This is a genomic window from Monashia sp. NPDC004114 (genome assembly GCF_053603855.1).
In genome coordinates, this window is record NZ_JBSGGK010000001.1 from 193,989 (window position 1) to 206,118 (window position 12,130).

Genomic DNA, 12,130 nt, shown 5'->3' on the forward strand with positions numbered 1-12,130 from the left:
GGGCAGGGCGATGTCCGCGTATGGAGCAGTCTGTACTGGGAACGCGCGTCATTGGCGAGTCTGGTCGTCTCTACCTAGGCAAAGCGCCACCTTCCAACATAGGAAGATCCTGCACCCGGCACCGAGATAGGCGCTCCGGCCGGCAGTACACCCACGAGGGCGAGGACTGCCTACCCAGTGCCGGCAGATTTCACAACTCTCACGTCCAGGACGACGTCCGACACCTCTTGACCGTCCTTGGCATAGGTATGGATTCTGATCCTGAACTGCCCGGTGGCAGCCCCACTGGCCACTTCAATCTGGTCGGTCCCGACATTCTCAGGTGGCACCCTGAGTGTTCCACTCGCGGACGAGAGGGTTATGCCGGCCGGCACGTCAGCCTTCCACGTCACATCCTGTGGATCATGTGTAACATTCTGAGCCGCCACAGTGACCGTCGTCCTGTCATTCTGGCCCATGACGAAGTCACGGCTGGGCTCGGTGAACGCCATCGTCGTTTTCTCACCATCCGAGTAGGAGGGTGGGACTGCGTTCGCGCCTGTTGCCCAGTCCTTGTTCGGGACCGTGCCGAGGGTGAAGTCGAGGGTGCCACCGTGGTCGAGCAGCGATGAAGGCAGGTATGCCTTTGGCCAGGCGCTACCGTTCAGCTTCAGCTGCTGCACGAACGGCGCATCGGGAGCAGCGCCCCGGCCGTTGATCGTGATGGTCGTGCCGTTCCCGCTGTGCACCACGGCGCGCGGGAACGCCGGGCTCCCGAGCACCAGGTCGGCAGTGCCGGGTGTGATCGGATACATCCCTAGCACGGACCACACATACCACGAGCTCAGCGAGCCACCGTCGTCGTTTCCGGGAGAACCACTGGGCTGGTCGGTGTAGAGCTCCGTCTGGATACGCCGCACCACTTGCTGAGTCTTCCATGGCGCATGGGCGTAGCTGTACATCCAAGGATTCTGCCCGCTGGGCTGGTTGCCGTGCCAGTTATGAGCGATGATCGGGCCGACGTTGAGCTCCGTGAACAGGTCGTCAAGGTGGCTGGTAAAGCGCTCGTCACCTCCCACTGCGTTGATCAGTCCACGAACATTGAACGGGATCATCGGTGTGTATTGCGCGGAGTTGCCTTCCGTGAAACCTCTCCGCTTGTCGGGCGTGAATCCGGACTCCCACTGGCCGTCGCCATTCTCGTTCTTGGGCTGGACATATCCGGTCACTGGGTTGAGGACGTTTTGCCAGTACTGGGCGCGGGTCATGTACGTGCCATACATGTCCTCGTGTCCAAGCGAACGCGCGAACTGGGCGATGGAGAAGTCATCGGTGGCGTACTCGAGACTGAGACCTGGCCAGCGTGGCACGTACTGGTACTGCAGCCACAGATCCCCGCGGTCCCTGACCGGATGGCCACCGGACTGCGTGTCGACCGCGGAGGCGCCGAGGTCCATAGCGCGGAGGGCGCCCTCCTGGTCGAAGCCACGTGCGCCGAACGCGTATGCGGCTGCGATGTAAGGAGCCGCATCGTCTCCGACGTTACCGGCAGAGTTGCGGTTCGCCTGCACCCAGCGTGGTAGTCCGGGCCCGTCCTGTTCCGCGTCGCGAATGAGCGACTGGATCACGTCGCTGGCGACATCGGGACGCAACAGCGCGAGCAGCTGGATGAACGATCGATACCCACCCCAGGTGTCGATGTCGGAGTAGTGCACGTGTCCTGGTGCGACGGCGTGCACGACGTCGTCGAAGCCGCGGTACTCTCCATTCACGTCGCTGAATACGCTCGGCTCGATGAAGAAGTGATAGAGCGCCGTGTAGAAGACCCGCTGGGCGGCCTCACTGCCACCGGAGATCTCGATGGTGCCGAGCACGTCGTTCCATGCCTTGGCCGTGCTGTCCCGGACGTCCTGGAGATCCTTGCCCGCCACCTCGCTCTGGAGGTTGAGCTCCGCGTTGTCGATGCTCACGTAGGACACCGCGGTTCGCGCGACCACCGCCGAGTCGTCGCTCGCGTCGAACGTCAGGAACGCACCCGACTGCGGAGCGCTGGCCGAGGTCGTCCCGGGGCGCAACGCGGCCCCTTCCCACGTGCCGTACACATCGAAGCTCCGGCTGAATGTCGTGGCGAAGTAGATGGTGTACCGCTCCTCTCCGCAACCCACCGTGGACGTGGCCGAGCCCGTGACGAGGTTGCGCGCCGGGTCGATGTCGACACTGGCCGCGACGGCGCCGTTCGCACCACCCCCAGCGTCGATGAGCAGGCTCGCCTGCGGCTGGCCGGCGTAGGTGAACACACCAATCCCTGAACGCGTCGCCGCAGCCAGCTGCACGCGGTTGCCGGAATCCAGGGTCACGTCGTAATAGCCGGGCGACGCATGCTCGTTCGCGTGCGAGAAGGTCGACCGGAACGCTGTCGGTGCGGCGACGGGAGACTTCGTGACGCTGCCGGATACTGGGATAAACGGGAAATCGCCCTGATAGGCGCAGCCTCGGCCGCTGAAATGCGTGAGGCTGAAGCCGTCGATGGCGGTGTCTGGATACCAGTACCCGCCCGGCACGGCAGTGGGCGTGTCTGGCGACCATGCCAGCATCCCTTGTGGGGCAACGGCGCCCGGGAACACATCCCCGCGAATTCCGTTGGGGTTCACACCACCGGCGAAGGCTTCACGACTGTCGGCGGTGCCGATAAATGGATCGACATACATTGACGGATTGTCTTGTAGGGTCGGTTCGGCGTGCGCAGTGCTCGTGACGGCCACAGTGGCTGTAGCCATGAAGAGCGGGGCCGTCAGCGCAATGGCGACCAAGGCACTGCATGCCCGCCGAAACACATAACGACGTGCGTTCATACGATCCTCATCTCATCCGTAGTGCGGTTCCCAGCACGGAGGGTGCTGGCAAACGCCAAACATCGAGCCTGCACCCGTTGAGGAAGCCCTGACCGCGTCATGGAAGGCGCCCCCGTCGGCAGCACCTCGCGACCCACTCTGGAGCCGTCCTCGTGAATAACGATCTGCGCCCAGAGGTCTGACCTCTGTCATCCGGACATTAGTTGGCCTCCGTAGGCCTGTCAACGCCAACCTGCCGTCGTCAGACGTCAGCCGCATCGGTGACGAAGCCTTGTCGCTGACCTGACGCCCTACGGGCGCCTCCTCGATGGCGACCCGCCCCACTCGAGTGGCCACTGCGCCTCAGGCTGAGCCTCACCGGCGTGAGACGACGGGGCCACTCGACTCGGTGCTGCCCCACTCGAGTGGCCGCGGCGTCACGCCGGGACTGACGATCGGAGCGAGCCAAGATTCCGGCTAGTTCCCAGGCCCACAAGGCCGTCCGCCGCGTAGGTCCATCCGACACGCACGGCGGGCCCGACCGCGTACCACCAGGAGCCCGGGCCGATGCCCGAGCCCTTGAGGGTCTCGAAGTCGCCGCCGCGGTGGTAGCTCACCTCGCCGGAGTCGACGTTCGAGTGGGAGTAGTTCACCGGGGATCGATAGCGGGTGGTGGTCGACCTTGTGCGGCACAGTGTCCAGTCCCGGAGGCCTTCTGGGTTGCCGCACTGGACGAAGGGGCAGCCCAGCGTATGTGGCGCCGAACCAAGGGATGTGAGCGGCCCGCGCCTATCCTCGTCGCGACCGGCGCGAACTGGTGCCGAGGCGCACTGCGGAGGTGACAGTGGCAAGGCTGGATGGCATCGATGCCTGGCTGGAGGAGCACCTGCCGAAGCTGCTCGTCGAACACAACGTCCCGGCCGCGTCGGTCGCCGTCGGGGCGGGCCACGAGGAGGTGGCACATGCCTTCGGCACCTTGAGCGCCGAGACCGGGATCGAGGCGACCAGCGACGCGATCTTCCAGGTCGGCTCCATCACGAAGGTGTTCACCGCGACCCTCGTCCTGCAGCTCGTCGAGGAGGGCCTGATCACCCTGGATGACCCCCTGCGAACCTGGCTCCCCGAGTTCGAGCTTGCTGATGCCGACGCCGCTGCGCGCACCACTGTCCGCCACCTCCTGTGCCACACCGCGGGGTTCGACGGGGACATCTTCACCGACACCGGCAAGGGAGACGACTGTCTGTCGAAGTACGTGACGCTCTTGGCGCAGACCCCGCAGCTGTTCGCCCCGGGACAGCTCTGGTCCTACAACAACGGCGGGTTCTGCCTCCTCGGCCGCCTGGTGGAGGTAGTCCGAGGACGGGCGTACGACACGTGCCTCCGGCACCACCTGCTCGACCGGCTCGGTGACACCTACGCTGCCGTCGACCCGTACGAGGCTGTCGTGCATCGGGTGGCCGTCGGTCACGTCCGCACGTCCGCGGGGGGTGAGTTGCAGCCGACCAAAACCTGGGCGATGGCTCGCTCGAACGCCCCCGCGGGTTCGATGCTGGCCATGAGAGCCACGGATCTGCTGGCCTTCGCTCGGGCCCATCTGAATCATGGCCGGGCGGCCGCCGGCAGGTTGCTGAGCGCTGGCACGGTTGCGGCGATGCAGGAAGTCCAGGTGGCCCTGCCGGACATCGCCCAGGGCAGCGCCTGGGGACTGGGCTGGGAGCTGTTCGATCTCCCGGGTGGTCGCCTCGTGGGTCACGACGGGAACACGATCGGTCAGTCTGCGACGCTGCGCCTGTTCCCAGAGCGGGACGTGTCCGTGGTGGTACTGACCAACGGGGGCGCGGCAGATCCGGTGCAGCGAGCAGTCCTGAGCCGGGTCCTTAGCGACTTGTGCGGTCTGGAGCTGCCGGGGCCGCCGGAACCGAACTGGATTCGACCGGGACGCAGGTCGGGCAGCGATCTCGATCGGTGTGTGGGCCGGTACACGTCCGTGGTCAGTGACACCCTGGTGAGCCAGGACTCCGAAGGTCGCCTATGGCTCGAGCGCACGCCCATGGGGATGCTGGCCGACCTCGACGAACCGCCTTACCGCACAGAGCTCGTCGCCTGGCGGGGCGACTCCTTCCTCCCGCTGCAACCCGAAAACGGCAGGCACCAACCGGTGGCCTTCCTGGGTGACGACGGGACGGGCCGCGCCGCCTTTCTCCACGCCGGCCGAGCCGATCGGCGGGCGCCATGACGAATGCGCTCGACCTCCACCGCGACGCCGTCGTGGCGGATGCTCACAACGACCTGCTGTGCGCTGTCGTCCACCGTCCACCTGACCGCTGGTCGTCGTTCTTCCGCGAACGATGGCTCCCCCAGCTGAAGTCGGGCGGGGTAAACCTGCAGACCCTGCCCGTCTTCGTCGAGGACGCCTACCGTCCAGAAGCTGCGCTGCGGCGGACCCTGCGGATGGTCGAGGCGGCGCACCGCCTTGCCGAACGCAACGACGACCAGGTCGCGCTGTACGTCGACGGAGCCGACATCGACGAGGCCCTGGCCGGTGGCCGGATCGCCCTCGTTCTCGCGCTTGAGAGCGCCCCGGGCGTGGGGGACGACATCGAGCTCTTCGAGACCCTCTTCCGACTCGGTGTCCGGGTCGCCTCCCTCACGCATTTCGGTCGGACATCGCTCGCCGACGGCAGTGGTGAGGACGAGACCGGGGGTCGTCTGACCCGATCTGGACGCGATGCGGTGGCCGAGCTGGAGCGGCTCGGCATGCTGGTCGACGTCACCCACCTCGGTGTCGCCGGGGTCGACCACGTGCTTGAGCTGAGTAAGCGGCCGGTCATCGCGACCCACTCCAGCGCGCGCGCTCTCTTAGATCACCACCGCAACCTCACTGACGAGCAGCTGCGAGGGATCGCCGCCACCGGTGGGGTCGTCTGCGTGAACTTCTTTGCACACTACCTGCACCCCACCGACCACGCTGTCGACCAGCTGGTGAACCACCTCGAGCACATCGTCGGCGTAGCCGGCGTCGCGCACGTGGGGCTGGGTCCCTACTTCCTGCAGGAGGTGCTGGCGGAGACCACGCCACCCTGCTGCGAACCGACCACGGTCGCGGGGGTACCGGCTGGCGCCTACCTGCCCGGTCTGGAGGGGCCCGCGGGACTCCCGCTGGTCACCGAGGCCTTGTTACGCCGCGGCTGGTCAGCGCCCGACGTCCGAGCCTTGCTCGGAGAGAATGTCCGAAACCTCTGCGTGGCCGATCTCGGTCGGGCCGAGCCGCACGAGGGAACGCGCTTGGTGCGCGCCGACAAGGTGGTGGCCTCAGATCGGGTCTGGGGAACCAACCACGGGAGCGACACCCGCCCGACGATCGACCAATGGCACAGGAGATCCAAGCCGTGAGCGCCAGCCCCGAAGAAGCTGCTGGAGCATCGGCGCTGGGCGGAGCAGGCAGCCTGCTGACTGTCCGCGACCTCGCGGTGGAGATCCGCCGCGGAGACCGGCTGGTGCGGCCCATCCACGGCGTCAGCCTGGAGCTGCGGCGCGGCGAGACGCTGGGCATCGTCGGCGAGACCGGGTCGGGCAAGTCCATGACGGGCCTGGCCATCATGGGCATGCTGCCGTCCGGCGGAAAGGTCACCGGCGGATCCATCAACTTTGCCGGCACTGAGCTCGTCGGGTTGGCATCGTCGCGCTACCGCGTCATCCGGGGCAACGACATCGCCATGGTCTTCCAGGACTCTCAGACCTCGCTCAACCCGACCCGCAAGATCGGGGACCAGGTCGCCGAACCAGTCCAGCTGCACCGTGGACTGTCACGGAGCGCGGCCCGCAAGCGCGCAGAGGAGATGCTGGCCCTGGTGGGCATCCCGCGCCCGGCGGAGCGAATGAACGCCCATCCGCACCAGCTCTCCGGTGGCATGCGTCAGCGGGTGATGATCGCGATGGCCCTCGCCTGCGAGCCCAAGCTGGTCATCGCTGACGAACCCACCACGGCGCTCGATGTCACCATCCAGGCAGAGATCCTGGACCTGCTCGACGACCTGCGTTCCCGCTTGGGCATGGCGATGATCCTGATCACGCACGACATGGGTGTTATTGCGCGCCACGCCGATCGCGTCGGGGTCATGTATGCCGGTCGGCTGGCCGAGTCCGGCCCGACGGCCACCGTCTTCGACAGCACCCGGCATCGCTACACCCAGGCGCTCCTTGGCTCGATCCCATCGCTGACCCACGACCGCCGTCACGAGCTGTCCAGCATCGGAGGAGCACCGCCGGACCTCGCGATCCGCCACGAAGGCTGCCCGTTCGCCCCGCGCTGCGCAGCAGCGACCCAGCAGTGCCTCGACGAACGTCCACCGACGACCACGGAAGGGCGGCATACCTTCGCCTGTTGGCACCCAGCGACCGGGCCAGTGGACAGGGCACCCGTCCGGCTGGTCGAGCGCGTCATTCATCAGACAGGCAATGCCGCCCGGCTTCAGGTGCTGAACCTCCACCGTGAGTACCCGACGGCCGGCGGCCGCTTGGGACACCGCCGCACCGTCAAGGCCGTGTCCGGGGTCAGTTTCGAGGTCGCCGACGGTGAGACGTTCGGGCTGGTCGGAGAGTCCGGGTGTGGCAAGTCCAGCCTGGGCCGGATGTTGGTGGCCCTCGACCGGCCCACAGCCGGGGCGGTGGTGTTCGAGGGCGCCGAGCTCGGCGCCGGGACGCGAAGAGCGCTGGGCGCCAGGCGCGCCAAGCTCCAGATGATGTTCCAGGACTCCAGTGCGGCCCTGGACCCCCGCATGAACATCGGGACCAGCCTTCGAGAACCGTTGGCCGTTCAGGGTGTCGGCACCCGCGCGAACCGGACGGCGCTCTCTAACGACCTGCTCGCCGAGGTCGGGTTGCCCACCTCGGTTCTGGAGCGCTACCCGCACGAGCTGTCGGGCGGACAACGCCAGCGGGTCGCCCTCGCGCGTGCCCTCGTGCTCGATCCGCTGGTGCTGGTCGCGGACGAACCCGTCAGCGCGCTGGACGTCTCGATCCGTTCTCAGGTGCTCAACCTCATGCGGCGGATGCAGCGCGAGCGCAACCTCAGCAGCGTGGTCATCTCGCACGACCTCGCCGTCGTCCGATACCTGGCGGACCGGGTGGGGGTGATGTACCTGGGGAAGCTGGTCGAGACTGGGCCGGTGGATCGGGTGTATGCCGGACCGGCACACCCATACACAGCTGGCCTGCTTGCCGCGGTCCCGGAGGTCAACGGCGCGGTCGCGCCCCGCCAGGCGCGGGTCCGGGGCGAGCTGCCCAGCCCGATCGACCCACCCAGCGGTTGTCGGTTCCGCACGCGCTGCCCGCTCGCAACGCAGCTGTGCGCAGAGGTCGAGCCGGCCCTGGAGACGGTCTCCGGTGGCTGGCAGGTGGCCTGCCACTTCCCCTTGCAGCCGAAGGAAGGATCCCGATGACCAGGTACATCCTGCGTCGGCTGGCGGTTTCGCTCGTGGTGTTGATCGGCATCTCGGCCGTCGTGTTCTTCATGCTCCACCTCGTCTCCGACAGCCCTGGACGCGTCGTGCTCGGCCAGCGCGCCACGCCGCAGGCGGTGGCCGACTTCAACCAGCAACACGGCTTCGACCGGCCCGTGGTGATCCAGTACGTCAGCTACCTCAACCAGCTGGCGCACGGAGACCTGGGCCGATCCTTCAAGCTGAACGAGGACGTCAGCACGGTGCTGCGGCAGAACGCGGCCCGCAGCGCGATGCTCTCGCTGTCCGGCCTGGTCCTGGCGTTGGCGATCGCGGTGCCACTCGGAACGGTGCAGGCGATCAGACGCAACGGCTGGTTGGACCGCATCGCCACGGTCGTCATCTACATCCTGTACGCCACGCCGACCTTCCTGCTGGGCCTCATCCTGATCGCCTTGTTCAGCCAGCGGTGGCCGGTCCTTCCCGCGGAAGCCTCGCAGTCGCACTCGCCGTGGGTTGTGTTCACGGACCCGCGATCGATGGTGCTGCCGGTACTCACGATCGCCGTGACGAGCATCGCGATCTACTCGCAGTACCAGCGGTCGTCCGCCGTGGACCAGCTGGGGCAGGACTACATCACGGTGGCTCGGGCGAAAGGTCTGCCGGAGCGGCTGGTGATCCGACGGCACGTGCTGCGCAACGCCAGCCTGCCGATGATCACCCTCGTCGGGACGATGATCCCGACCCTGCTGGCGGGCAACCTGATCGTTGAGTCGCTGTTCAACTATCCGGGACTGGGGTTGCTGTTCCTCAACAGCCTGCAACGTGAGGACTATCCCGTGCTCTTGGCCTACACCCTGATCGGTGGCGTACTCACGGTCGTCGGCAACTTCGCCGCCGACATCGCCGTCGCCTTCGCCGACCGCAGGATCGAGCTGGCCCGATGAGCATGGGCGGTGTGGCACCCCCGGGCCCTGGAACCGCGGCCGAGGCGCTGTCGTCGTCCTCCTCCCGAGGGCGGACGAAGGCGACGCAGCGATGGCTGCGACACCACCCGTCCGGGGCGGTCGGTCTGGTGCTGCTCCTTCTCATTCTGGCGTTCTGCTATCTCGGGCCGCTGCTGTGGCACACCAACCAGACCGACGTGAACGTGGTGGACGCTGCGCTGCCGCCCAGCCCCGGACATCCGCTCGGCACCGACACGAACGGGTTCGACGTCCTGGGACGGCTCATGGCCGGCGGCCAGGTGTCGCTGCAGATCGGCCTGGTGGCGGCCGTGATCGCCACCACCTTCGGTACGGTCTACGGTGCCGTGGCCGGCCTGGCCGGCGGTGTGGTCGATGGCTTCACGATGCGACTGGTCGACGTGTTTCTGTCCGTGCCGTTCCTCTTCTTCGTGCTCATCCTGTCGGCCCGCTTCCATGCGAACGCCTGGACGCTGAGCCTGGTCGTCGGGAGCTTCTCCTGGCTGATCTCGGCGCGCCTGGTCCGCGGTGAGGTGCTCACTCTCCGCGTCCGCGACTACGTGCTGGCCGCCCGCGTCATGGGCGCGTCGAGGCGGCGAATCATCTTCACTCACCTGATCCCCAACTCGATCGGCGTGGTGATCGTCAACGTGACCTTCCAGGTGGCAGACGCCATCCTCGTGGTCGCAGCCTTGGGATTCCTCGGCTTCGGGCTGAGCTATCCCACGACCGACTGGGGCAGCCAGCTGGCCGACGGCGTCAGCTACATCTCCGCCGGGTACTGGTGGCTGATCTACCCCGTCGGCTGCTGCATCGTCCTGACCGTCCTTGGTCTCAACCTGCTCGCAAACGCCCTTCGCGACACGTTCGGGCGCACCGCCCACTGACGAGGCGGCAGCGAGCACCACCTCTTGTGCAGCCAGACCGAGGGCGGCACCGGAAACTGTCACACCGACCAAACCGAGGCGAAGACCGCTGGTGCATCGTCTCATTCGAACAACCGACAGACATTGGAGCCAGCCATGACCCACATGCCACGCCAGCGCCGCGCGCGCACGGCAGCCGCGGCAACCGCTGCGGGAATCGCCCTACTGGTTGCGGGCTGCTCCGAGAGCAGCAGCGGCGCACCGACGAAAGACCTTGCGGGCAGCTACAACAAGCTCCCCGATGAAAGCGGCAACCCGAAGCCCGGTGGCACGGTGGTGGTCGCGCTCACTCCCGGCTTGAGCCCGAACTACATCTACCCCTACCCGCCTGCTTCGGCGAACGGCACGGTCATCGCGCGCGGTCAGTTGTGGCGGGCCCTCTACCGGCCGAGCGGGACCGGTGACCAGGTCGCCGACCTGACCCACAGCCTGGCCGAGCCCCCCAGGACGAGCAGCGACCGAAAGACCGTCTCCATCAAGCTCAAGGACTATTCCTGGTCCAACGGGAAGAAGGTCGTCGCGGACGACGTCGTCTTCTCGCTCGACCTGCTCAAAGCAGCTCTTCGCAAGAGTCCGGGAAACTGGAGCTTCTACACCCCCGGTCAATTCCCGGACGGCGTCACCGCGAAGGCCTCGGCCCCGGACACGGTCACGCTGACCCTGGACAAGGCGTACAACTCTTCGTACCTGCTGTCGATGCTCACACTCATCTACATCATGCCGTCCGCGGACTGGAGCATCGCCCAGACCGGCGGACCCCACTTGGACTTCACCGACCCGAAGAACGCGGCGGCGATCTACGACTACCTGACCAAGCAGTCCGAGGACCAGTCGACCTTCACCTCCAACCCGCTGTGGCAGATCGTGAACGGGCCGTACAAGCTCAAGTCTTTCGACCCGACCACCGGCTCCTACTCGCTCGCGAAGAACGAGAAGTACAGCGGACCCGGCGCGAAGGCGCTGGACGAGGTCGACTTCAAGTCGTTCACGTCATCGGCGGCGGTGCTCAACCAGTACAAGGCCGGCACCCTCACGGTGGGTTCGCTGGACGCCAGCTACGTCAACCAGGTCGACACGCTGAAGCGAGGCGGCTACCACGTGTTCGGCGCGCCGGCGCCGGCACGGTTCGACTCCATGACCATCAACTTCAAGAACACGGTCAACAACTTCGACAAGGTCATTGCGCAGCCGTACGTTCGGCAGGCGCTGCAGAAGCTGATCGACCAGGGGACCTTCGTCCAGAGCCGGGGCATCTACAACGGCGCGGCGTCGCAGAACTACAGCGTGGCCGGGGCTGACTCGCCCTACCCGCCGTCCTTCGGCGACAAGGCGACCTACGGCTACGACCCAGCCGGCGCGGCCGCGTTGCTCACCGCCCATGGCTGGAAGGTCGACCCGGACGCCGGGACCACCTGCCAGGCTCCCGGCACCGGCCCGGCGCAGTGCGGAGCCGGCATACCCAAGGGTCAGACGATCAGCTTCACCCTGACCGCCGCGAACACCCCCAACTACGTCGCGGCTCGCGACGTCGCCTTCGCCTCGGAGGCCAAGAAGCTCGGCGTTACGGTCAACGTCGTCACGAAGTCGCTCAACTACATGTACGAGAACTACGGCAACAGCTTCGCGCCGGCGAATGCCAACCAGTGGGCCATGGAGGACTACGGCGCGCTGTACCTGGCCGCGGGCTACCCGAGCACGAACACGATCTTCAATACGACGGGAAGCTTCAACCTGGGCAGCTACTCAAACCCGGAGGCCGACCGTCTGATCGACGACTCGACGTTTGGCGCGGACCCGGCGGTGCTGGCCAAGGAGACCACCGCCGTCTCGCTCGACCTGCCCGTGCTGCTGGTCCCGACGCCGCACACGCTTGTGGTCTGGAAGGACACGCTCTCGGGCCCTCCGGAGTCCTTCCAGTCCTTGCTCAGCTACATCTACTCACCGGAGCTCTGGTACTTCCACAAGTGACCATGACATGGATGGCCCGG

The 12,130-nt window shown here is 66.7% G+C and carries 8 protein-coding genes; 6 read left to right on the forward strand and 2 right to left on the reverse strand.

Annotated elements, in window-relative coordinates; genetic code table 11:
* Nucleotides 1–170: 170 nt before the first annotated feature.
* Both ACWEOW_RS00785 and ACWEOW_RS00790 read right to left on the reverse strand, forming a co-directional pair.
* The gene (locus ACWEOW_RS00785) at nt 171–2,831 is read right to left on the reverse strand and encodes a GH92 family glycosyl hydrolase (protein ID WP_452267239.1); all 2,661 of its coding nucleotides are present in this window, start codon (nt 2,829–2,831) and stop codon (nt 171–173) included.
* Nucleotides 2,832–3,247: 416 nt separating this feature from the next.
* Nucleotides 3,248–3,463, reverse strand: coding sequence for a hypothetical protein (locus ACWEOW_RS00790; RefSeq protein ID WP_452267240.1), 216 nt, complete (start codon nt 3,461–3,463; stop codon nt 3,248–3,250).
* A gap of 191 nt (nt 3,464–3,654) precedes the next feature.
* On the opposite strand from ACWEOW_RS00790, the gene ACWEOW_RS00795 reads away from it, so the two are divergent.
* From ACWEOW_RS00795 to ACWEOW_RS00820, 6 genes are all read left to right on the forward strand, one after another.
* Nucleotides 3,655–5,046, forward strand: a complete 1,392-nt coding sequence (locus tag ACWEOW_RS00795; protein WP_452267241.1) for a serine hydrolase domain-containing protein — start codon at nt 3,655–3,657, stop codon at nt 5,044–5,046.
* Nucleotides 5,043–6,203 (forward strand): dipeptidase, encoded by a 1,161-nt coding sequence (locus ACWEOW_RS00800; protein ID WP_452267242.1) that lies wholly within the window; start codon nt 5,043–5,045, stop codon nt 6,201–6,203. Before ACWEOW_RS00795 ends, ACWEOW_RS00800 begins: the two co-directional genes overlap by 4 nt.
* Nucleotides 6,179–8,251 (forward strand): dipeptide ABC transporter ATP-binding protein, encoded by a 2,073-nt coding sequence (locus ACWEOW_RS00805; protein WP_452267243.1) that lies wholly within the window; start codon nt 6,179–6,181, stop codon nt 8,249–8,251. Before ACWEOW_RS00800 ends, ACWEOW_RS00805 begins: the two co-directional genes overlap by 25 nt.
* On the forward strand, nt 8,248–9,198 hold the full coding sequence (locus ACWEOW_RS00810; RefSeq protein ID WP_452267244.1) for an ABC transporter permease: 951 nt from the start codon (nt 8,248–8,250) through the stop codon (nt 9,196–9,198). Before ACWEOW_RS00805 ends, ACWEOW_RS00810 begins: the two co-directional genes overlap by 4 nt.
* Nucleotides 9,195–10,103 (forward strand): ABC transporter permease, encoded by a 909-nt coding sequence (locus ACWEOW_RS00815; protein ID WP_452267245.1) that lies wholly within the window; start codon nt 9,195–9,197, stop codon nt 10,101–10,103. The genes ACWEOW_RS00810 and ACWEOW_RS00815 overlap by 4 nt, the downstream gene beginning before the upstream one ends.
* A 135-nt stretch (nt 10,104–10,238) precedes the next feature.
* Nucleotides 10,239–12,110 (forward strand): ABC transporter substrate-binding protein, encoded by a 1,872-nt coding sequence (locus tag ACWEOW_RS00820; RefSeq protein WP_452267246.1) that lies wholly within the window; start codon nt 10,239–10,241, stop codon nt 12,108–12,110.
* Nucleotides 12,111–12,130 lie beyond the last annotated feature (20 nt).

Bases quoted from the DNA above. Each gene is read 5' to 3' on its own strand.
- ACWEOW_RS00810 (WP_452267244.1), top strand. From the start codon at position 8,248: ATGACCAGGTACATCCTGCGTCGGCTGGCGGTTTCGCTCGTGGTGTTG.
- ACWEOW_RS00805 (WP_452267243.1), top strand. From the start codon at position 6,179: ATGGCACAGGAGATCCAAGCCGTGAGCGCCAGCCCCGAAGAAGCTGCT.
- ACWEOW_RS00800 (WP_452267242.1), top strand. From the start codon at position 5,043: ATGACGAATGCGCTCGACCTCCACCGCGACGCCGTCGTGGCGGATGCT.
- ACWEOW_RS00785 (WP_452267239.1), bottom strand. From the start codon at position 2,831: ATGAACGCACGTCGTTATGTGTTTCGGCGGGCATGCAGTGCCTTGGTC.
- ACWEOW_RS00815 (WP_452267245.1), top strand. From the start codon at position 9,195: ATGAGCATGGGCGGTGTGGCACCCCCGGGCCCTGGAACCGCGGCCGAG.
- ACWEOW_RS00820 (WP_452267246.1), top strand. From the start codon at position 10,239: ATGACCCACATGCCACGCCAGCGCCGCGCGCGCACGGCAGCCGCGGCA.